The following is a 22,370-nucleotide window of genomic DNA, read 5'->3' as shown; positions in this document are numbered from 1 at the left end:
TTGTTTATTCTTCTCTTAATGCTTCTATTGGTTTTACACTAGTGGCTTTAAATGCTGGTATTAACCCTATTAAAGTTCCTAAAATAACTAGGATAACTAGAGCAATAAATACAACGCCTATTGACACGGATGCGTTCACTATTGTGGCATCATCACCTTGCCCAAATGCAGCGTCTAGCCCAATTAAAATCCAACCTCCAGTTATAATTCCAAATAGTCCTGCCACTATGGTTAAAAAAACCGCTTCAACAACTATTTGTCTTTTAATTTCAAATGGTGTTGCTCCTAAGGCTCTACGCACTCCAATTTCTTTAGTGCGCTCTTTTACTGTAATTAATAAAATGTTTCCAATAGCAAAAACGCCTGCAATTAAAGTAGCTATACCTACAAACCAGGTTAAAAATTGCATCCCTATTAAAAATCCTGTTACTTTATCAAATTCTTTTCCTAGATTAAAACTACCAAATGCTCGTTTATCTTTAGGGTGAATTTTATTTAGGTTTTTAAGTAGTAATTTGGCATCTTCCTCAATTTGTTTGATATCGTATTCAGGCTTTCCTGTAATCATCATCCATCCTATTTGATCGCCTTGATTATATATTTGCTGAAATGTTGTAAATGGAATATGCATATCGGACGTAGGGCCCATATTTACATTCCCATTTTCAAACATGCCTATAACTTTAAAGTTAATTTTATTAATTTCAATATATTCTCCTATAGGCATTTCATCTTTCTCAAAAAGTTGTTTATAAGCGTCTTCAGAAATAACAACTACCTTTTTATTGTCATCAATATCATTTTGATTAATAAAACGTCCGTGAATGAGTTTTTTCTTTTGCACTTGGTCAAGCAAAGGGTAATCTCCATTGATTCCAAAATTACCAGACAGAAAATTTCTGACTACACTCGCTTGATTTTGATTTCTTGGTACCAAAAATTCAATACCTTCAACGTTTTCTTCAACTTTTTTTGCATCGGTTAATGATAAGGATACTTGCCTGCCTTCTTGAAAGCCTTTAAATGGTTTGCTTGTACTTTGCCCCCAAACAAATACACTATTAGTAGCAAAACTTCCGAATAAACGATTAAATGAATTTTCTAACCCACGCGCAGAACCTAAAAGTCCTATAAGCAATAAAATACCCCACCAAACACCTACCATAGTTAAGATAGACCTTAGTTTGTTTTTACTAAAGCTATCAAAAACTTCTTGCCATGTATCTCTGTCAAATAAAAATTTAAACATGCTAATCGTTTCTTAATGCTACAATAGGTTTAATTCTTGATGCCTTTTTTGCCGGTAAATATCCAGCAATAGCACCTGCTATAATTAATGTAAGTGTTGCGCCTATAACTAAACCATTACTTACTCCTGGGTCTTTTATAAAATACTCCTTTAAATTAGGACCAACCCATTCTAAGACACCAACACCTAGCAATAATCCGAAATATCCCGCAATAGCTGTTATCAGAATAGATTCTATTAAAATTATAGATACGATTGATCTTGGTGAAGCACCTAGCGCCTTACGAATACCAATTTCTTTAGTACGTTCTTTAACTATAAAAATCATGATATTACTAACCCCAACAATTCCAGCTATTAAGGTTCCAAATCCTATTACTAAAATTATAAATGTTAATCCCACCGTCATTTGGCTTATAGCTTTAGTTCCTTCAGCCATATTACGCACGCGTACAGCTCTTTGATCACTTCTTGCTACCGAAAATCGATTTTTTAATTTTTTTGTTAAAAGGGTACTGAATGCTAAAGCTTGATCATAATCCATTTCTGGATTATAAGTCAAGTTAATTTGATCGATATAATCATTATTCCCATAAAGATATTGTGCCGTAGTAACAGGCATATAAATTTGTCGTTCTTCATTATCTCCACCATCATCTGTAAAAACACCAATAACCTTAAATTGAATACCGCCTAAGTTAAGATACTTACCTAGCGCCCTTGTTTTTAAGAATAAATCTTCTTCAACTAAACGACCAATCACAACAGACTTTGTTTTATTATTCAAATCGTTTTGATTAATGTAGCGCCCTTCTTTAATTTTTGTTTTCTCAAGAAATTGATGATCTGGATGAACCGCTCGAATATTATATCTATTCTGTTCTCCTTTAAAAGATGCTTGGAAGTTTTTATAGATTCTTGCTGTTATAAACTCAACTTTATCATCAAAATCTTCTTTTATATAATTAAAATCTTCATTTTTAAATTGAATTCTTCGTCCTGCTTGCAATCCTTTGTGTGCTTTAGTTGTTCTGCCAGATCGTATGGAAATTGAATTATTGGCATCATCAACAAAAGCTTCCGCAAAGGTGTTTTGTAATCCATTGGCAATTCCAAAAAGAATAGTAAATAACAAAATAGCAAAAGCCACAGTAAAACCAGACAACAAGCTTCTGGTTCTATTCATATTTATGCTTTGAAATATTTCTCGCCAAAGATCGATATCAAACATACTGTTCTGCTCTTACTTGATTAACCTTTTTATCCTCCATTATTACACCATCTCTTAGACGAACAATACGTTTACACATATTAGCTATATCCTCTTCATGCGTAACCATTAATATGGTTTTACCTTCATCATTCAATTGTTGAATAAAAGCCATAATATCATAGGATGTTTTTGTATCTAAAGCTCCTGTCGGCTCATCAGCCAGAAGTAATTTAGGATTTGCTGCCAACGCTCTAGCAATAGCTACACGCTGCTTTTGACCTCCAGAAAGTTCTTTTGGTAAGTGTTTAGCCCAATCTGCTAATCCAACTTTTCCTAAATGAAATAATGCTTTCTCTTGACGCTCTTTACGTTTTAAACCTTGATAATACAGAGGAAGTGCTACATTTTCAAGAGCCGTTTTATAGTTTATCAAATTAAAAGATTGAAAAATAAATCCTAGAAACTTATTTCTATACACTGCTGCTTTTTTCTCGGTAAGATTTTTAATTGGAAGCTCATCTAAAATATACTCACCAGAGTCCGCTTCATCTAACATGCCAATAATATTTAACAATGTTGATTTACCAGAGCCAGAAGAACCCATGATAGCAACCATTTCGCCTTCTTCAACATTAAGATCTATTCCTTTTAAAACATGTAAACTGGAGTCTCCTATAGCATAGGATTTGTGCAATTGATGAATTTTAAGCATGCTTTGATTGATTGATAAATTGATTCCTCTTAAAGTTAGACTACTCTTACAAAGAAATGTTACAAAAGAAAGACAAAAAACTTTTTATTACTTTTTTAACGTATTGTATTTACGATAAATAAAGTATCCAATTCCTGCTACAAGTATATATGGTATAGCCATTAAATAAACAATCCCATCGTTGATACCTTGAGCAGCAGTTTGTCCTTCTTCACTTTCTAGTACTGCACGACACATGGCACATTGCGCTTCAGTTGAAATTGAAACTAAAAAAATAAAACCTAATACGATAATTACTTTCTTCATGTTACAGATTCTTTCGCTTTGCTTAAAATGATATTATGCATAATAAGGCGAAATCATTATATAAACAACAACTCCTGTAATAGCTACATAAAGCCATAACGGAAATGTAATTTTTGCTATTCTTTTATGCCTTTCTATATTGTTAGTAATGGCCCTAACATAGGTGATTAATACAAATGGAATAACAGCTATTGATAATATAATATGGCTTATTAGAATAAAGTAATACAGGTATTTAACTATCCCTTCTCCTCCAAACTTTGTAGAATCACTCGTCATGTGATAAGCGATATACATCAATAAAAATAGTACTGATAAAATAATAGCAAATTTCATTAAGCGCTCATGCAGAATTACTTTTTTACTTTTAATAGCAACGAACGCCAAGACTAAAACTAAGGCTGTTATCGCATTAATAGACGCATAAATAGGTGGTAAAAACACTGGTAGTTCTGCATCGATTTTAATTCCAAAAAGTGCTGCAACAGCTACAGGAATTACAATGGATAGTACAACAATTAGTTTATTATACTTTTTATCGTCTAGTACTTTATCTTGATTATCTTTCATTATTCTCTAGCATTTAAGGTTATTGTGAAACAACCCTTCGACTGCGCTCAGGGTGACATTTCCAAAATAATAAATGTCACTCGTTAAGCAACTTTTTTATATCTGCCTTTAGGGCACTTATTTCTTCAGCCTTACCATCTTCATCAATCTTTTCAGACTCTGATGTTATACCGTTATAATATATTATTGGATTTCCATTAACAACTCTGGATCTGATAAATCCGTTTTTATCAATTAAAGCAAAATTACCCGAATGTTCAAATCCGCCTTCAACATCATCATTTGCAGCTGCGTAAATATAAAACCCTTCGTTTGATAATTTGTATATGGCATCTTTGTCTCCCGTCATTAAATGCCAGTTGGGGTTGGTAACACCGTATTGGTCAGCGTATGCTTTAAGCACCTCTGAAGTATCGTGCTGCGGGTTAATTGTAAAAGATGCTACACCAAAATCTTCAAACCCTTCAAATTCCTTTTGGATTTGTATGAGGTTTCTATTCATTCTTGGGCAAATGGTTGGACATGTTGTAAAAAAGAATTCTATAACATACACCTTACCTTCGTAATCTTTATTAGTTATAGTCTTTCCGTTCTGATTTATAAATGAAAATGCGGGTACTTTCCTAAAAGATTCACCATTCGGGATAAAAACTAAATCTGATTGTTTTACAATCTCTTCCTTTAAATCACTTCTACTCTCTTGTCTAGAAATATCATCATTAGATATTCTATCTACAATTCTTGGAATAAAAATAATTCCAAAAACAAGAATAATAAATGCTATACCGATGTATGAATAGTTTGTTTTTTTACTCATTAGTTTCAGATTTCAAATCGCTTGCTCTTCTGGTATCAGAATTGAACTCACCTTTTCTTTTTTGTCTATATTCTGTAAATAAAATACGTAAATCGTCACTCATTTTGTTTTTTATTTCTGCGACTTCAATACAATCGTAAGCGCTGAGCCCGTAAATAGGTTTGTTTTTTTCTACTTCGTTATCTGTTCTATCGTCCAATCTACCGCGTTGGTTTAAATCTTTATCAACAACATAAACTTGATTGGTTGCCAAATCTGCTGATAGATTACCCTTTGTTTTTAAACTAAAAAACATACGTTTTATATCACTTGGTTCTCCAAAAACAAAATGCCAAAATCTTAAATCTTGATAAGAACTAATTTCTGCTTTTAATTTTTTTACGGCTTCTTCTGTACCTTTTGGCATTAAAACAACTACTTGAAAGCGCTTAAAGCCTTTAAACTTATCATACACCAACTCTTTTAAATTTAGGGCTGCAGTATTACTTGCTATTGGATTGTTTCCAAAAAAACCGAGTACCGTAATATGGTCTTTTAAAACAATATTTTCTTCAGAACTTGAAGTAAAGTTGTCTATATCTAAAACCGATTCATTTACAATTTCTAAGGGCGTGTAATTATGGGTAGCTGGATACAAAAACAATAAAAAAGTAACTGGTAGAAAGAATAAAATCCCTAAAACTACGTATCTACTTACCTTTTTATAATTCATTAAATATCAGTGTTTATTGTTCCTTGAAATTGTTTTGCAAAAATACAAAAAAGTGTTCTTATTAGTTGCTCTAATATTACTATTTAGCTTCTTGTTTTTTTGTTAAAACTAGCACTTCTGATAGTCTAAAATAAAGTTTGATAACATAATTTGGCGGATAGTTGCGTTAGGGATTGAAGTGGATAGCCCACAGCCCTTTCCCGTTAGCTATTGGGAGAGGTGCGAGGACTTGTAACGAAAAGCCCGACCCTTGTGGTAACGCCCAAAATATTGTAATAAAAAAATCCCGCCATTAGGCAGGATTTAATTTATAATTTTTAAAAGCTATTGCTTAAAAATCTCTTTTAATATAACCATTATCGTATACTTCAAAAACATAACCACCTTCTTGTAATAAGATGAATATTAAATAAAGTATTAGAAAGATAGCAGTCCATACCACCATACGTCTTAAGCCTTTAGTTTCATCTCGCATATGCATAAAATCCCATGTAATATAGTATGCTTTTACAATGGTTAGTATAATGAATATCCAGTTTAAGATTTTCATTCCTAAGAATTTTGCCATTAGCGATTCTGGTTTGAAGATACCCAAAGCTACTTCTATAATTGTTACTATGGTTAGAAAAATTAAAACACCCCAAATTTTTTGAGTATTTGATTTAAATTTTAATAATCCTTGAAATATTTCTAATTTATGTTCGTGTGCCATTTTAAATTTGCTTTTGGCCTCTAGCTTTTGGCTATTGGCGAATATTGTTTAATTAAACTAGATAGAAGAATGTAAATACAAATACCCAAACTAAATCTACGAAGTGCCAATACAATCCTACTTTTTCAACCATTTCATAACTTCCGCGTCTTTCGTAAGTTCCTAAAACAACATTAAAGAAAATGATGATATTTATTACAACTCCAGAGAATACGTGAAATCCATGAAATCCAGTTATAAAGAAAAAGAAGTCTGCAAATAACGGTGAGCCATATTCGTTAACGTGCAAGTTAGCACCTTCTACATATAACCTACCATTTTTCATGATTTGGTTTATAGATTCTTCTCTTGATAGTACTGTTTTTTCGCCTTCTTCGTTTATAATTTGAGTACGTACTAAAATATCTTTATTAGCTTGTAAACCATGAATTACTTCGTCCATAGTGTAAGTTGGTAAAGCACCCTCGTTAACAAACCACAATCCGTTTTTGCGTTCATGCTGCACACGCTCTCCATGAGCATTCATTGCAAAATCTCTCACAGCTATACGATGACCTTCCTTATCAACAAACTGTAAAATATTTCCACCTTTGGTCTGTACAGCGCCATAATCACCTTTAATAAAAGTATTCCACTCCCATGCCTGAGACCCAACAAATATTAAACCACCAATAATGGTTAAAAACATATAAATAGTCACTTTGGATTTATTCATATGATGTCCTGCATCTACAGCTAACACCATAGTTACAGACGACATAATAAGTACAAATGTCATAAACGCCACATAGTACATTGGTGCATCTACACCGTGTAAAAATGGAAAGTGCGTAAACACCTCGTCGGCAATAGGCCATGCATCAATAAATTTAAATCTTGAAAATCCGTAGGCTGCTAAAAACCCAGAGAATGTTAAAGCATCTGAAACGATGAAAAACCACATCATCATTTTACCGTAACTTGCTTTTAACGGTTGGTTACCGCCTCCCCAAGTTTTGCCTTCTGCTACTGCTGTACTCATATATAATGGTTGTTATTTAAAAGTTGCACAAAAATAATCATTTTATTCATCTAATAAAATATCGTGCTCTAAAAATTAAAATCTTGTTCTTTTCTATTTGAGCGTTCCCTTCTTTCCGTACCTACAAGTTAGAAAAAACCTTGTAGGAGTCTCTTCGGTCGGGCTTTCGGCAGTCGCTCCCTCCTTAGGTCGGGGAGCTTCAACATATGCCTCAATCCCTAACGCGGGTAACCTCCCTAAAGCCTTATATTTAAAACAAAAATTGCGATTATTTAAGACCAGTTACCTTACAAAATATAAAAACAAAAACAAGTATACCCATAAGATATCTATAAAATGCCAGAAGGTTGCTGCTAGCCCAAAACCTAACATATTCTCCTCACTATATTTTTGTTTAAAATGATTATAAATTACTACCAATAAGCAAATCAATCCAACAACCACATGTAAAATGTGTACAATGGCTATTAAATAAATATAAGACATGGTTACATTACTCGTAGGTCCAGTAAAATTATACCCTAAATCTATAATTTGTTGAAACCCCGAAAACTGGTTAAAAATAAAAACAAACCCTAGAATTAATGTGGCAAATAACCATAACATTGTTGCTTTATGATTTCCACTTTTTAAAGCACGTTTTGCTAAAATAAAAGTAAGACTACTAATAATTATTACAACAGTACTCACTACAAAAGCATTTGGCAATACAAAATCCTTTAACCAGTCTGGTCTTGAACTACTCACCACAAAGGCACTTGTCCAGCCTGCAAAAGACATAATTAGAGAAATAATCCCAAACCAAAGCATCATCTTTTTTGCTCTGCTATTTTTTTCCTGCGCTGTTCCTTGAGTTAAATCCATAATATTATCTGATAAATTTATCTGCAACGTAAATAATTTGTATTAAAGTAATGTAAGACACACTAACAAGCATTAATTGTCTTGCCGCTTTTTCAGTCATTAACCGAAACAATCGTATTGCATAAAACAAAAACCATAGGCCCGCACCAAAAACTAAAATAGCCGCTACAATGGATAGTTGCAATTTTCCTGTAAATCCAAATACTGGAATTATAGAAATTATAATCGTCCATATTGTATACATAATGGTTTGTACAGCCGTACCTTTATCTTGCTTACCTGTGGGCAACATGTAAAATCCGCCCTTTTTATAATCTTCAAACAAAAACCAACCAATAGCCCAAAAATGTGGGAACTGCCAGAAAAATTGTAATGCAAATAAGGTTCCTGGTTCAATACCAAAATCATCTGTTGCTGCTACCCAGCCTAACATAAAAGGAATAGCTCCAGGAATAGCTCCTACAAAAACCGCCAAAGGTGTTTTGGTTTTTAAAGGCGTATATGCACAGGTGTATAAAAAAATAGATATCGCACCAAACATAGCCGTTTGCTTATTTATGGTATATAAAATAGCAATGCCTAGTATTGTAAAAATAGTTGAAATAACAAATGCTGTATTCACAGACATACGTCCAGCAGGTATTGGTCTGTTTTTCGTACGATTCATCAATGCATCTAAATCTTTTTCTATAATTTGATTAAATCCATTGGAAGCACCAACCATAAAATAACCACCTAAAGCTAGTAATATTAAAGTTTGAAAGTCTATAGTGTCAACACCCAGCAAATACCCTGCAAGTGATGAAAATACGACACTTAAAGACAGACGCATTTTAGTAATTTCTTTAAAGTCTGAAATTACGGAAGGGGTTGCTAATGAAGTTTTTGAACGACTCAATATGTTATATGCTTAACCGCTTTCGCTTTGCGAGTGCAAAGATACGCCTTAAAAGCAATTTGAGCAATGCTTTATCTCAAATTTAAACGCGTGTCCTCGTTAAAATTTGTATTTTTAGAGTACAATAATCTTAAAACTGCTCATGAAATCACTTCACTTTCTTTTTGTCTTCTTTTTTGTTGGTTCTGTAACTTTAGCTTGTGCCCAAAAAAAGAAAGTTACTATAAAAACATACAAACTCACTGAAAGTATTTACATGCTTGAAGGCAAAGGAGGAAATATTGGTATATCGGTTGGAAACGATGGTGTTTTTATGATTGATAGTCAATTTGCACCATTAACACCAAAAATTTTAGCAGCTATTAGAGAAGTAAGTGATAAACCTATTAAATATTTAGCAAACACCCATCACCATGGAGATCACACAGGTGGTAACGAAAATATTTCAAAATTAAACACAGCAATAATTGCACACGATAATGTTTATAAACGTGTAAAAAACAACCCTAAACAAACAGACGCTTCACTTCCTGTAATTACTTTTAATGATAAATTGAGTTTATATGTTAATGGTGAGCAAGTCATGATTTTCCATATTGATAATGCGCATACTGATGGTGATGCATTACTCTATTTTACAAAAAGCAATGTGCTTCATACTGGCGATACGTATTTTAATGGACGTTACCCATACATCGATTTAAGCTCTGGCGGAAGTGTTGACGGTTATATCAATGCAGTAAAAAGCGCTATGATTTTTGTTGATGATAACACAAAAATAATCCCTGGCCATGGAAAGCAATCAAACAAACAAGAATACACTACGTTTTTAAACATGCTAGAAACACTTAAAAGTAAAGTTGAAACCGAAATTAGTAATGGGAAAACTGAAGATGAAGTAGTTTCAAATACTAACCTAACAAAAACCTTTGATGATTTATATTATGGTTGCTGTTTTGTTTCTTCTGAGAAAATGAGGCGCACACTTTATAAGAGTTTGAAAAAAGAATAAAAGAAGATTCCTGATTTCGCAGAAATAAAAATAATTTGAGATGCTGAAACAAGTTCAGCACGACAACTTTAGTTATCGAAATACCAATTAAACAAATCAGTTCTTAAACCAAAATTAATCCAGAGGGTATTATTTTCAAAAGTAGCAGTTGTAGTCGCCTCAGGGTCAAAATTTCTAACGGAAATATCTGTAAAAATTTTCAAGTTAGACGCTGGATTAATCAGATAACCTGCCTGCAAATTCCCATTAAAGGTAGTTACTTTATTTCCTTGACCTACTTCTACACCAGTTTGGAAAGGTCTATCGTTTTCACTTCTATATATATCACCTCCGTAACTAAAATTATCAGCACCGTTATTAAAATCTAGTCCACGCGTTCCAAAAATAAATTTGGCATCACCAAACCAACGCTTGTAACGGTAACGTCCAATGATGATGGCTTCACTAAAGTTAGCCCCCCATAAATGCGCCATAGATTGATTATTATGTGCATAATTCAACACAATCGTATTATGTGAGTAAGTATACGGTCTAACTCGATTATATTCAAATTGTAATAATAAGTTATCAACTTTAAAAGCATTAAAGTATTTAACACCCAATTGATAACCAAATTTGTTTTTCCAGCTTTTCTCACCTGCTTTTACATCACCTAGAGAAAATTCATCTAAAATAAACTGGCTGTATAAATTCACATTGTCATTCCATTTATATTTTGCAGAAGCTCCAAGGATAGCATTACCAGCACCTTGCCCTGTCTCAAACTCAATAGCTCTGTAAAATATAATAGGGTTTAAATAATTTACATCAAAACCTCTGTCGTTAGAGTTTGTCCATAGTACCGATTCGAACAACCCAATATTTAATCGTTTTGAGGCATTCCAACTTAAATAATGGTTAGCGATGTATTTGGTTAAAAAGGCTTTGTCTTGCTCCACTTCAGGGCGCACATCTTTTAACCACATCCAGGTATTGGTATATTTTATTTTCCAAAACTTGGTATTCAATTTTAAAAATGGGTGTGGACTAGCCGCATCTCCTAACAATAACGAGCGATAGCCATCTCCAATAAAGTTTTTACCATGCCCAAACTGGATATTTATAAACTTAGCAGGCGCAAACGACAAATAGGCTTCAGCTACAGGATAATCATAAGAATCTGTTTTAAATCGCTTCGCAATACCCCTTCCAGGAATAATAGCTGGGTCTGGACCAAACGCTTTTAAACTTTCAGCATACCGGTTTACATAATCTGCAAAACGCCCTTGGCTTTCAAATACGGTAGCGTAGAAATTTAATTTACTACCTAAACCACCCTGAATTAAAATTCCTCGAGTGTTATTATATGTTTTATTATTTTCAAGGTTCGATTCTATTCCAAACTCTAAATCCAAAATAGGGTCAACAGTAAACCAATAATCTTTTCCTTGGAGTTCCACCAAATGTTCGTTCCATAATTTCTTTTCTCCCCAAGAATTGGCTTCTTTTTTTAATCGATCTTGTTCTGCCTGAAAATCAAAATATTTAGAAACCTCTTCGTAAACAAAAGGTTTAGAGGCTGTATGACTATTGGTGCCAATTAGGTTCATTTGCCTATCAAAACGGGCATAATCACTATGGGTAAACTGAATATTTAATTGACTTTGAAACGCTTTATTCTCAAAGGCTTTTAAGTCTTCATCAACTTTATCAAATTCGGTTTTAGCAGCCTCTTCCAATTTAGATATTTCTTTTTCTTCTGCTAAATCTTGAGTAACTATCGATTGGTCGACTAATGGAATTTTAATAGAAATTGAATATTGCTTGAATACTTTTCTACCGCTATAAGTTGCTGGTTGAATTTTAGGGAACTCAGAAAACACCTTTTTGGTTTCTTTTTTTAACTCATCATAGATAGCATCAGTATAAATAACTCGAAAATACCCTGTAGTATCTACTTCAAAAATCACAACTACTTTACCTTTATAGTCTTCTTTTGAGACACGCTCTGGAACTTTAAATTTGCTGAAGATATGTTTGTAAACTTGTTTATCAAAACAGTGTTGTAGCGAATCTATAACAACACTTTCGCAGTCAGGAAAAACAGGAGGTTTCTCTGATGTGAAAGCGTTTTGTGAAAAGCTATTATATTGAACTAAAAGTAGGAGTAGTGCAATAATTTGCTTCATGTTTTTATTGAGAATTGATTTAGGGTAGAAAGATACTATATTTTTAATAATGATATATTAAAAAAAACCGCTATCATAACAAGATAACGGTTTTTAAAGCATGAAATTATATGAAGTATTTACTGAACTTGAAATATAATTGGTAAATTATAAATAACACCAACGTTTTTATCTCTTTGTCTTCCTGGGGTCATTTCTGGAATAAAATTAATTACACGAACAGCTTCTTTTTCTAACTTAGGGTGTGGCGCTCTAGTTTTTACATCAGTTACCTTTCCTGTTTTATCAATAGTAAACTGGACGTCTATTTTTTGTTTTCCTGACAAACCATAGTTAGAGGCAACGTCTCCTCCATCAAACTTTCGTTGTATGAGTTTAGCTATTTTTTTAGACATACATTTTTTTCTTGCCTCATTACCTTTCACTTTTTCACAGCCAGGATAAATTGGTACATTTTCAATAGAAATAAATGGAACGTTTTCTGGTTCAACGGGTTTTTCTATGGTAGGCGTAAAATCATCAAGATCTATATCTGGAGTATTAGTCAAGGGTTCTAAAAACTCTTCCTTAAAAAGGTTCTCTGGAGTATCATTAGGCACTTCTTCAAAATTGATTGGATCTTTTACTCGCTTTTGCTTAACTGGCTCTTCAACTACAGGCGCTATTTCTTTAATTACTGGAACATGAACAAATAATTCATCATCAATTGAAGGTAAACCTTCTTTGTAATTAGGAATTGTAGTCTCAAACTTCATTTCAAGAAGTCCAAATACAGCTATTAAACATACAATCAATCCAATTTGAAAATAAAGGGTTGAGTTTTTTTGTAAATTTGCTTCATGCTTTTGTGATTTTTTCACGATTTGCTCATTTTGCCGAATGAGTTCGTGAGAATTCTTTTGATTTCTCATAATAATTATAATTTAAATGTTAATGTTATGATAAAGTCACAATAAGCATACCAAAACAAGAAATCCCGTTCCATAATGGTAACGGGATTTTATTTATTTTAAAAAAACAAAAAAAACCTCAAAGCTAGCTTTAAGGTTTTGATATATAATTAAAGAATTAAATTCTTAGTCTTGCACTTGAAAAATTATTGGTAAAGAGTATGGAACATTTACTGGTTTACCACGTTGTTTTCCTGGTTTCATTTTTGGTAATAATCCAATAACTCTTTTAGCTTCTTTTTCTAAACCTGGATGTGGTGCTCTTGCACGGATACCTGTTACCGTACCAGTTTTATCAATTTTAAAAATTACGTTAATACGTTGTCTTCCTGATAAACCTAAGTCACCTGCTAACTCTGTATTAAATTTTTTATTTACAAATTGAGATATCTTTTTGGACATACAAGCCCTTTTCGTGTTATTGTTGCCTTTTTCACATCCTGGGAAAATTGGTACATTTTCAATAACTGAAAATGGAACATCTATATCTTCTTCAATAGCTTCAACTTCTACTTCTTCAACTTCCACAATCTCTGTTTCTTGATCAACCTCGGTAGATTCGATAACCGTTTCTTCAATTTCTACTTCATCTTCAACTATCTCTATCACTTCTGGTGCAGCAGGTGGTGGTGGCGGAGGTGGTGGAGCAAGAATTTGTTCTGTAATCGGAATTTCCTCATCTAATTCTTCATCAAGGTTTAATTGCCCGATATCAATATCAGATTTATCATAGGTTTTGTAATTTATAGCGTAATTTGTTAAAAACAACATTAGCGCTAATCCAATCGCGAAGAAAAGTGAACTGTTACGTCCAACATTTGCTTTGGTATTCTTTTTAGGTTCCATAATTTAAATCATTTATCAAGATTGCTAAAATAACTATTTATTTATCAAAAAAACAAGTGTTTAAGAGTTTTTAACGTGTAAAGATTTATTCATCCACAACACAATTCCTGCCATTAAAGCCCCTAGAGTATTAGCTAGAGCATCATAAACGTCTAAGGCTCTTGATGCTGTCATAGTATCTTGTAAAACTTCAATAATTATACCAAAAGTTACAGCCAAAATAAAAGCATAGCCAATAGCTTTTCTTTTTTTAAGGTTAAATTTATAATATAAAGCTAGATACCACAAAACAACAAAAATACCATAAGCCAAAAAATGAAAAATTTTATCAGCAAACGAGATTTGAACTTCAGGAAGATTATTCAGTGTTATTAAACTCACCGTGGCTAAAACTATGGTATAAATTAATGCTACTAAAAAAGTTACTTTTTTAAGCACCAATGAGAGATTTATAATCATCAGCAGACATCAATCCGTCCACTTGAGATAAATCAGAGCACTTCAATTTTATCATCCAACCAGCATCATAAGGATTTGAGTTTACAACTTCTGGTTCGTCTTCTAGACTTTCATTGAATTCAATAATTTCACCAGATAGAGGTAAGAATAAATCTGAAACAGTTTTTACCGCTTCCACAGTTCCAAAAACCTCATCTGCTTCTAAAGTTTCATCTAAAGTTTCAACCTCAACATAAACGATATCACCCAATTCACTTTGTGCAAAATCAGTGATCCCTATAGTTGCAATATCGCCATCTAATTTTACCCATTCATGGTCTTTTGTATATTTTAATTCTGATGGAATGTTCATACTGTTTTTTAATTTATTGTTATTCAACAAATGTATTTATTCAAATTTACATTTCAAACTTCAAAATAAATTATCATCGAATTATACTTAAAGTAATTTAAAGTGGTATAATTATTAATTTCCAAAATTATACCTGATAGTAAACCCAGACCTGATAGTAGTTTGTGGGAAAGCTGTTGAAATAGCATAGTCAGAGAACGTATAATCAAAATAGAAAATACCTGTTAAATTTTTACTGAAGGCATAATCTGCCGAATATTTAACCCCCCAAATGGTTTGACCTGAAGTGATTTGATTATTTTCCAAATCTAAATACCTGATAATAGTTTTATTATCTCTAACTGAAATATCTGCTTTCATGTTTAAATCACTAACAATACGCTTTTTAGGCCCTGCTAATTTAGAACGAATTCGTAAATCTTTAATTCGATATCCTAATCCAAGAATGTATTCATTACCTTGAACCTCGGTAACTAAATTATTATCGAAACTTAGTGATAACATTCTATCTTTTTTAACTTCAGCTAGGATTCTAACAGAGTTTTTCATTTCCATATCTATTCTAACTAATGGACTAAATAACTCTGTTAAATTGATATTGCTAAATAGTCTTTCGTTTTTGAAATTCCCAGATTGATCTAGTGCTTCTTGAGGCTGACTTGCATATGGTGTATTAGAAACAGGAGCTTCATTATCATTAGGATCTAAGTTCAAATCCAAATTCGTATTAAACTGATTTATGGTATAATTAGAGCGATATCCATGAGTGATTGAAAAACGCTTGAAACGCTTTTTAAACCATTTAAACTTCATGAAACCAGTATACTTTAAATCCCAATTTGGTATCGGAATATTTCTAAATGCGTTTGTGGATATCTTATTTGCATCTTGCCCTGTGTATGCTGCCAAAAAGGAAGGCAACAATACTTTTTGATTATTTTTACCAAAACCAAGAGGATAACCTTCAGCATCTCTAGCAAAACCTGTTGTTCCATAAAATTTTTCTGCTAATCGATCTGCTATTTTCAATCTATTTGTATCAAAGTCATCAAAAGCAGGAGAACTCACTTCATCACTTTTACCAAATGCTGTTTTAATTAAAATTGTTGAGATATTAAAATTCCCAAAAGTATTTGGTGTTAAACTATTATAATCTAATATCCCGTCTGGAACTAAATTTCCATCTCTATCCTTAAAGTCTTCTACCTTATAATTTTCAGTAAAATTCTGATAATAAGCCCTATTACCAACAATATCAATTTTTAAATCTCTAACAGGTTGCAAGCTTGCAGAAATATCGAGTTGCTTTGTATTTGTAGAAGTATATTGTTGATTAAACTCATCAAAGGTTGTTAGCCAACCTCGTCTTGCTGCAAGATCTCTAATATCTCTTTGGCTTCCAAAAGTAAAGCCAACAGTAGGCTTAAACGTTCCTATAAACCCGGGTGTATTTAAGTATCCTGGTAAAAATATACCATTGTTTTCAGAATAGTTTACTTGTATTCTTTTGATACTTGTTAAAATATCAATTCCTGCGTTCAATAGTTTTCTAACCGATTGATTTTTGGGTCTGGATTTTTTCTTTTTGCTATCCTCTTCCTTCCCTCCTGGAGGTGCTCCCCCAGCTGCTGTTCTTGAGCGAACGCGCCTTATTGGTTTTTTAACTAAGCCAATATATTTATAGAAACGTTTCATATCGAGCGATGTATTCAAATTATGAACATTTGAATTTTGAACCGTATTTCCTAAATCAAAAGTCTGACCGTTTACTTCTAAATTCCCAAATAAATCTGAGCCTTTTTGCCACTGAAAAGTTCCTGTGTATTGATATGTAGCATCAACAAAACTAAAGGTTGGAATTTTATTAATTGGTAATTGATAAGTAACTCCAAGCGTTTGTGTTTGCCTGTTTGGGTCACCTATATCCATTAAGCCATCCCATACATCAAGCGTCTCATCTTGCTCTCCTCTTATTAAATCATTGTCTTTAAAATAATTACGAACAATATTATTATTAGCCGCTTGGAAATTTACTTGCAATGCATTGGTTATGTTATAGTTGATGGCGTATTGAAAATCGAAGGTGTAATTTCTTCTAAATAATTCTTCTATACCAATATTAGAGCCTGTTAAATCAACCTCTCTAAATTTTTGTCTATTAAACTGTCTGTTTATATCTGTGTTTACTGTGAAACTAGTTGGTAGTAAGTTAAAATTAAAGTCTTTTAAAATCTTCCAGTATTTTCCTCTAAAAAGTGAATCGTTATTCTTGAAAGGCTCAATCGTGACTGGGTTGAAATTATGCGCATAGTTTGCACCTATGCGTACAGTTTTATTTACTGCGTTTTCAATTTCAAAATCCCTATGTTGTACTTTATTATAGGAATAGTTTAAAGTTAAGTTTTCAACATCATAAAAACGTGGCTTTTTATCTGTTGTTCTGTTTTTTCTAACCCCGATAAAATTAATACTTTGTCGTTTTGTATAATCTTCCGATTGCTGCTTTATTTCCTCTCTTTCGGTATTATTCTCAGCTGCATCTAATCTGGAATCTAAAGTTAAATCTTTATAAAACTGATCGTATTTTGGTGTAATTAACTCTTCACTCTGCGCATAATTAAATGGTACTTGAATCCCCCATTTTTTTGGTAATAACTGCCCTACATTAATATTGGTAACAATATCATATTGCTTAACATCTTCCAAAGCACGTTGGCTTGGACCTTGCTCTAAAGAACCAAATCCAGAAGTACTTTGCCTACCAGTGGCGCTGATGTTTGCAAAATCGGCAATATTGGTATCCATACTTACTACGGCAGCCCAACCACCTTCGTTATCTAAATCTGATAATCGCAATTCATTAAACCAAACTTCTGCGCATAAACCATCTTGTCCCGAAGCGTTTTTAACACCAACCATAAGCGTTCTTATATCTCCAAAGTTTGGATTTCCTTTGATTCCTACACGGTGCTGACCCGCTACATAACCTGTAAATTGATTTGGTGCCAAAACTATATCATTGCCCACAACATTATAAAACGTTGGATCTTCATTAGCTAACGTCATATTAGAAATACCTTCTGCCTTTACCTTACCAAGAATTTCAATGGGTAAATTAATTTCATTTTCTGTTGGCCATAACCCTTCTCTGGTTGTTGATGTAGATACTTGAAGTGGTAATTCAATCTGATAATAGTTTTCAGTGAGGTCATTACCCATTCTTATAAAGCCTACCAAATCATCACTAGCTAAAGCATTAGTTCCAGATTCGTCATCCTCAGCATGCATAAACATTCTAATACGTTTATACTGACGCATATCAATATTTATATTTTTAAATGCTGCTCTAGAATCTTCAGCTTCCAAATCACAAACTTTAGCTACTAAAGATTGTTCATTCTGTCTAACTACATTATTGTTATTAAATAATTGCTCTGGTTCTATTCCTGGAGGTCTTTGATAACTTCCATCATTTTCAATAGTACCAATAATACCAATAGAAAAATCAGTTTGATCATCCTCAGGAGTTGGGTCATCTTTATCTAGAGCTAAGTTATAACGTCTCCAATCACTTCTTACTAAATCAAGTGTACCAAAACGAAATACGGTAGTTTCTTGAAAATCCTTAAGATAAATTCTAGTGAATCTTACAGAACGTAAATCATTAATTCCACCTACAGCTTTTACATGACTTCCTTGAACAGGAATTCTAAACTGATACCATCTTACATTTCTGGAGTCTCCGTTAGGAAATGAACGTGGTTGATCTTTAAAATCTCTTAAGAACTGTTTTAAAGGATTGGAATCAGGTAAATTTTCAAAATCAGCCTGTGATTCTGGTAAATACTGTCTTTGAAGGTCTAATTCATATTCAAAATAACTATCAATCGTATTCATGGTATTATCACGATTAATATCCTCTACATCAGGTTGTGTATTAGCACCTCTATCTGTATTAGTAAATGTATCAGGAGTATTACCTTCAACTCCATTGTATTTTTTATAGCGTTCAAAAATATCCCCTTCAGTATTCAAAAAATAGGCGTAATTATCCTTGGCAGGATCATCTAAATTTTGAAAATTGGAGTAAATTGAATTGAGTGTATTAATTTCAGGATCATTATCAGGGTTTGGTAAAGGTGTTGCCTCTACAGCATCAATGTATCCATCGTAACCAACATCTTGATTATTTCGATCATTCCCTGTAGTATCAAAAGCATAAATTAAAGATTGATTTTGCGGTACAACAGTACCCCAAGTTGTTGGCTGCTGTCTCAGTATAGTGATATCCCCATCATCTGGCAACCCATTTTCATAGAGTTTTTTTCCATCCTTTATAATATCTTCAGAGATATTACCAAGATTAAATACTAACTTTCCGCCGGGGTTTGTTGGACTATCTTGAAACGGATCTTGTAACCAAAAATCAATATATTCAACATTTTGTTGCTCAAAATCAGTTGATGTAATTTGCCTAGTGATACCTGCCCAACTACTTTCTGGATTATCTAAAACATCATCCTCAGAACCTGGTTCAAAATTATAAGGACCTCTCTCCTCTGGATAATATGCCAAATCCAGGGTAAATAGTACTGAGTTTTGACCTTGAACTAAATCGCGCTCTGGGAACAATTCATTAATAAAGACGCGACTGGTGTATAAGCTAGACACATCATCATCTGATATTTCTCCAGGGCGTTGCGCACTATAAAAAATAGGATCAATAGTATACCAATTTAACAAAGCACGCCCATATCCATTTTGTATTCCAGCTTGATCTTCAAACTCTTCAGGATTACCGTCACCATTAATATCTAAAGGTCTACTAGATAAAAACCATGATTGTTGCGATGTTAAGTCTATGCCATTTTGCGAACCTTCAAAATCATCAATGTATGATGTAGCCTCTCCATTAAAATCTGTCCCTTTAGGAGCGCCTGGTGCTAAATAGGCAAATTCCCCACGTAGTGATAAATTTGATTCAACGTCTGTATCAATATTTGGTAACTTATTTGCTAAACGTGTTAAAAAGGGCACTTTAGTTGAATAATTACCATTTAACCCGAAAATAGTGTTATTTATTGATTCTGATCCAAAATTTGCTTTTTGGGTTATGGGGCGTTCATTCAAATTCAACAACGTTCCTCCTAAAACAAAGTTATCGTTGAATTTGTGCTCGATATTTAATCCCGTAAAACGTCGTGTTTGTTGACCAAATACCGCATTATTTTCTGTTGAAACTTGAATAGGTGTATTTGATGCTTTTAATGATTCATCTAAAATCTGAACACGCCCCAGTTGATAATTTACAGTATAGTCAATACCTTCAACTAACACACGTCCGCCCGCAGTAACTCTTACGGAACCTCTCGGTACATTAAACGCTCCTATTGGAATACCATCACCACCCCCAGAAGATGTGTAGCGTCCCTTAAGTTTGAATTTATTTTTTTCAACCTCATTTAACGCCTCCGTTTTAGTACTCTTATAAAGTATATCGTAAACATACTTCTCTTGATTCTCATTAAATGCTGCATCATTGTTATAGTCACCACCACCCAGCACGTTAAATAAATATTCTCCAAAAGGCTCAGCACTAGTAAATACAATTTTCCCGTTTTGAGGAATTACGGTAATTCCCGGGTAGTAATCAAAAAAACCGTCTCCTCTAGATTGCGGATCGTTATTGAAATTCAATTTATCTAAATTAAACACTCTTAATAAAGGCGAGTTTTCAATTAAATCGTCACTTGGCGTATTTGACGTAACTGGGTTCCCGTTTATATCCAAATCAAAACTTCCTCCTACAGGTGTTATAAAATTTAACGGTGATGCTTCGTTATAAAAAATGTTTAAGGTAAAATCTTCTTGACTCAAGTTAAAAGCACCAGTATCATAGACATTTTTCATCATCAAATCCCAGATGGGTTGATTAACATTAGTAATACTGCTCTTAAGCATTTTTAAAACTAAAGCGGTATTAACAACTGATGTGGTTTGACCTTGATCATTGGTTTCTACATCGGTGGCATCTAAACCATCATTTGCAAATTCACCTACTTGAAATACATTTCCTCCAATAGTATATTGAAAAGCAACTGCTAGCACTTCATCATTATTTAGCCTTTGGTTTAATGAAATGTAACCAAGTTCAGAATTCAAAGTATATTCTTGTCCATTTATTAATTTCCTAGCATTTTCTAGTTTTGCATAATCTCCGCCTTCGTTAACTTGAGTATTTAAAGCACCAAAACCTTGGTCTGCAGTAGATATATCTCTAATCTGTTCTGTTAAAATAGAACCTGTTCCAATAGCTGTAGGATCGAAATCATTATTCCCATTATCTGGAAGCGCATTTGGTGTATTAATAAACCCTCCTGGAATTGGATCTAATAACAAATTATCGTTTTCAGGATCTGTAGTACTATAAAATGATTCTCCTAAATCTTGGAGTGCCACAATATTTCTAACATTTTCAGTTCTGTTACTTCTATTAGTTACCCAAACTTCTAAACGGGTTATTTGCAACCCTTTATTATTAGTGAATGGATAGTTGGCTAATGCATTATCATATTCATCCCTAAAATATTGTGCCAAAAAGAAGTGCCTATTTTCATCATATTCTCTGATAAAAAATTCAAATTCTTCAAGTGTTCCACCACCTTGCGCTATAACAGTATTTGCTTGTGATTTTTGTTCTGAAAAGACTCCTGTAACCGTTGTTCTTCCAAATTGCAGTTGTGCTTTCACACCAAATAAACTTTGCGCTCCAGTAATTAATGAGCTATTTAATGGCATATTTACGTTACCAACTTCAATTTTTTGAATAATATCATCTTCTGTAGGTGTATATTCTAACTTAACGAGCTGTTGAAAATCAAACGTAGATTGTGTGTCATAATTTGCTGTAACCTGAAGTCTCGTACCCACTTTTCCTAAAAGACTCAAACTGATTCGTTGATCAAAATCAAAAGTAAAATTACTTCTATTTCGCGGAGAAAAAGACGGGTTATCTTGTCTTGAAAACAAGACTCCTAAATCCATCTCAACTGAACCTTGAGGAATAACTTCAATGGTGTTACTTCCAAAAATACTTTCAAAAAAGCCTGAATTTACATAGAATTCTGGGAGTAAATTTTTTTGTCCATCTTCTGAACCATCTTTTTTCCCATCAAAAGCATCAATCTTTTCCTTATAATAATTCTTCAGATTTTCTTTTGCAACCAAAGCATAGTACTCTTTAGGAGTTAAAATGATAGGGTAATTTATATTGAAAGATCCTATTTTTTCTGTATAGATATATCTATCTGTTAAAGGATCATAAGTATATTTAGACTCTACACTATTTGGATTAGGAATATTTATTTTACCCAGACTAAAACCTGTTTTGGTTGAATCCTGAGCTGGTTGTTGAGACCAAGCAACTAACGAACAGCATATCAAAAATACTGTTAGGAGAGATTGTTGAGTTCGTTTTTTTAGTTTATAGTTAATTTGGTTCAAAATATA

General features: G+C 33.0%; 18 protein-coding genes. 1 reads left to right on the top strand and 17 read right to left on the bottom strand.

From position 1 onward, the window contains the following. Positions 1 to 4: 4 nt before the first annotated feature. The 11 genes from Q0772_RS06320 to cyoE all read right to left on the bottom strand — a co-directional run bounded on the left by Q0772_RS06320 (position 5) and on the right by cyoE (position 9,074). On the bottom strand, positions 5 to 1,249 hold the full coding sequence (locus tag Q0772_RS06320) for an ABC transporter permease (RefSeq protein ID WP_298341620.1): 1,245 nt from the start codon (positions 1,247 to 1,249) through the stop codon (positions 5 to 7). Between the two features lies 1 nt (position 1,250). Next, positions 1,251 to 2,480, bottom strand: coding sequence for an ABC transporter permease (locus tag Q0772_RS06315; protein ID WP_298341617.1), 1,230 nt, complete (start codon positions 2,478 to 2,480; stop codon positions 1,251 to 1,253). Continuing rightward, complete coding sequence (locus tag Q0772_RS06310; RefSeq protein WP_298341614.1) at positions 2,473 to 3,174, bottom strand: ABC transporter ATP-binding protein; 702 nt, start codon at positions 3,172 to 3,174, stop codon at positions 2,473 to 2,475. Before Q0772_RS06310 ends, Q0772_RS06315 begins: the two co-directional genes overlap by 8 nt. A gap of 87 nt (positions 3,175 to 3,261) precedes the next feature. Continuing rightward, the gene (locus Q0772_RS06305) at positions 3,262 to 3,480 is read right to left on the bottom strand and encodes a hypothetical protein (protein WP_298341611.1); all 219 of its coding nucleotides are present in this window, start codon (positions 3,478 to 3,480) and stop codon (positions 3,262 to 3,264) included. Between the two features lie 33 nt (positions 3,481 to 3,513). Then, positions 3,514 to 4,050 (bottom strand): DUF420 domain-containing protein, encoded by a 537-nt coding sequence (locus Q0772_RS06300; RefSeq protein WP_298341608.1) that lies wholly within the window; start codon positions 4,048 to 4,050, stop codon positions 3,514 to 3,516. A 76-nt stretch (positions 4,051 to 4,126) separates the two neighbouring features. After that, a complete protein-coding gene (locus Q0772_RS06295; protein WP_298341590.1) occupies positions 4,127 to 4,867 on the bottom strand; it encodes an SCO family protein in 741 nt (246 codons plus the stop codon). Continuing rightward, positions 4,860 to 5,579, bottom strand: a complete 720-nt coding sequence (locus Q0772_RS06290) for a hypothetical protein (protein WP_298341588.1) — start codon at positions 5,577 to 5,579, stop codon at positions 4,860 to 4,862. The genes Q0772_RS06295 and Q0772_RS06290 overlap by 8 nt, the downstream gene beginning before the upstream one ends. 331 nt (positions 5,580 to 5,910) lie before the next feature. Continuing rightward, on the bottom strand, positions 5,911 to 6,291 hold the full coding sequence (locus Q0772_RS06285; RefSeq protein ID WP_298341585.1) for a cytochrome C oxidase subunit IV family protein: 381 nt from the start codon (positions 6,289 to 6,291) through the stop codon (positions 5,911 to 5,913). Between the two features lie 52 nt (positions 6,292 to 6,343). Beyond that, positions 6,344 to 7,312 (bottom strand): cytochrome c oxidase subunit 3, encoded by a 969-nt coding sequence (locus Q0772_RS06280; RefSeq protein ID WP_298341582.1) that lies wholly within the window; start codon positions 7,310 to 7,312, stop codon positions 6,344 to 6,346. A gap of 282 nt (positions 7,313 to 7,594) precedes the next feature. Next, the gene (locus tag Q0772_RS06275; protein WP_298342436.1) at positions 7,595 to 8,176 is read right to left on the bottom strand and encodes a cytochrome c oxidase subunit 3; all 582 of its coding nucleotides are present in this window, start codon (positions 8,174 to 8,176) and stop codon (positions 7,595 to 7,597) included. Between the two features lie 4 nt (positions 8,177 to 8,180). Next, entirely contained in the window at positions 8,181 to 9,074 is an 894-nt protein-coding gene (gene cyoE / locus Q0772_RS06270; protein ID WP_366105277.1) for a heme o synthase, read from the bottom strand. 142 nt (positions 9,075 to 9,216) lie between these two features. Between cyoE and Q0772_RS06265 the strand changes: the two genes are divergently transcribed. Continuing rightward, positions 9,217 to 10,086, top strand: a complete 870-nt coding sequence (locus Q0772_RS06265) for an MBL fold metallo-hydrolase (protein WP_298341579.1) — start codon at positions 9,217 to 9,219, stop codon at positions 10,084 to 10,086. A gap of 68 nt (positions 10,087 to 10,154) precedes the next feature. On the opposite strand, the gene Q0772_RS06260 is transcribed toward Q0772_RS06265, so the two are convergent. The 6 genes from Q0772_RS06260 to sprA all read right to left on the bottom strand — a co-directional run bounded on the left by Q0772_RS06260 (position 10,155) and on the right by sprA (position 22,364). Next, a complete protein-coding gene (locus Q0772_RS06260; protein WP_298341577.1) occupies positions 10,155 to 12,254 on the bottom strand; it encodes a gliding motility protein RemB in 2,100 nt (699 codons plus the stop codon). Positions 12,255 to 12,373: 119 nt separating this feature from the next. Beyond that, on the bottom strand, positions 12,374 to 13,165 hold the full coding sequence (locus Q0772_RS06255) for an energy transducer TonB (protein ID WP_298341574.1): 792 nt from the start codon (positions 13,163 to 13,165) through the stop codon (positions 12,374 to 12,376). 165 nt (positions 13,166 to 13,330) lie between these two features. Continuing rightward, on the bottom strand, positions 13,331 to 14,050 hold the full coding sequence (locus Q0772_RS06250; protein WP_298341571.1) for an energy transducer TonB: 720 nt from the start codon (positions 14,048 to 14,050) through the stop codon (positions 13,331 to 13,333). Between the two features lie 60 nt (positions 14,051 to 14,110). Then, positions 14,111 to 14,488, bottom strand: a complete 378-nt coding sequence (locus tag Q0772_RS06245; RefSeq protein ID WP_298341568.1) for a VanZ family protein — start codon at positions 14,486 to 14,488, stop codon at positions 14,111 to 14,113. Further along, positions 14,481 to 14,861: a glycine cleavage system protein GcvH gene (gcvH, locus tag Q0772_RS06240; RefSeq protein WP_298341566.1), complete on the bottom strand. Its 381-nt coding sequence runs from the start codon at positions 14,859 to 14,861 to the stop codon at positions 14,481 to 14,483. The genes Q0772_RS06245 and gcvH overlap by 8 nt, the downstream gene beginning before the upstream one ends. Positions 14,862 to 14,975: 114 nt before the next feature. Then, entirely contained in the window at positions 14,976 to 22,364 is a 7,389-nt protein-coding gene (sprA, locus tag Q0772_RS06235) for a cell surface protein SprA (protein WP_298341561.1), read from the bottom strand. Positions 22,365 to 22,370: the final 6 nt, after the last annotated feature.

The sequence above is a fragment of the uncultured Algibacter sp. genome (assembly GCF_947490405.1).
Taxonomy (GTDB): domain Bacteria; phylum Bacteroidota; class Bacteroidia; order Flavobacteriales; family Flavobacteriaceae; genus Algibacter_B.
This window is presented reverse-complemented; position numbering and strand designations above follow the sequence as displayed.

Excerpts from the sequence above, each read along its gene's own strand:
- Q0772_RS06300 (WP_298341608.1), bottom strand. The coding sequence starts at position 4,050 with ATGAAAGATAATCAAGATAAAGTACTAGACGATAAAAAGTATAATAAA.
- Q0772_RS06305 (WP_298341611.1), bottom strand. The coding sequence starts at position 3,480 with ATGAAGAAAGTAATTATCGTATTAGGTTTTATTTTTTTAGTTTCAATT.
- gcvH (WP_298341566.1), bottom strand. The coding sequence starts at position 14,861 with ATGAACATTCCATCAGAATTAAAATATACAAAAGACCATGAATGGGTA.
- Q0772_RS06290 (WP_298341588.1), bottom strand. The coding sequence starts at position 5,579 with ATGAATTATAAAAAGGTAAGTAGATACGTAGTTTTAGGGATTTTATTC.
- Q0772_RS06310 (WP_298341614.1), bottom strand. The coding sequence starts at position 3,174 with ATGCTTAAAATTCATCAATTGCACAAATCCTATGCTATAGGAGACTCC.
- Q0772_RS06295 (WP_298341590.1), bottom strand. The coding sequence starts at position 4,867 with ATGAGTAAAAAAACAAACTATTCATACATCGGTATAGCATTTATTATT.
- Q0772_RS06275 (WP_298342436.1), bottom strand. The coding sequence starts at position 8,176 with ATGGATTTAACTCAAGGAACAGCGCAGGAAAAAAATAGCAGAGCAAAA.
- Q0772_RS06315 (WP_298341617.1), bottom strand. The coding sequence starts at position 2,480 with ATGTTTGATATCGATCTTTGGCGAGAAATATTTCAAAGCATAAATATG.
- Q0772_RS06265 (WP_298341579.1), top strand. The coding sequence starts at position 9,217 with ATGAAATCACTTCACTTTCTTTTTGTCTTCTTTTTTGTTGGTTCTGTA.
- Q0772_RS06255 (WP_298341574.1), bottom strand. The coding sequence starts at position 13,165 with ATGAGAAATCAAAAGAATTCTCACGAACTCATTCGGCAAAATGAGCAA.
- Q0772_RS06260 (WP_298341577.1), bottom strand. The coding sequence starts at position 12,254 with ATGAAGCAAATTATTGCACTACTCCTACTTTTAGTTCAATATAATAGC.
- Q0772_RS06285 (WP_298341585.1), bottom strand. The coding sequence starts at position 6,291 with ATGGCACACGAACATAAATTAGAAATATTTCAAGGATTATTAAAATTT.
- Q0772_RS06320 (WP_298341620.1), bottom strand. The coding sequence starts at position 1,249 with ATGTTTAAATTTTTATTTGACAGAGATACATGGCAAGAAGTTTTTGAT.
- Q0772_RS06280 (WP_298341582.1), bottom strand. The coding sequence starts at position 7,312 with ATGAGTACAGCAGTAGCAGAAGGCAAAACTTGGGGAGGCGGTAACCAA.
- Q0772_RS06250 (WP_298341571.1), bottom strand. The coding sequence starts at position 14,050 with ATGGAACCTAAAAAGAATACCAAAGCAAATGTTGGACGTAACAGTTCA.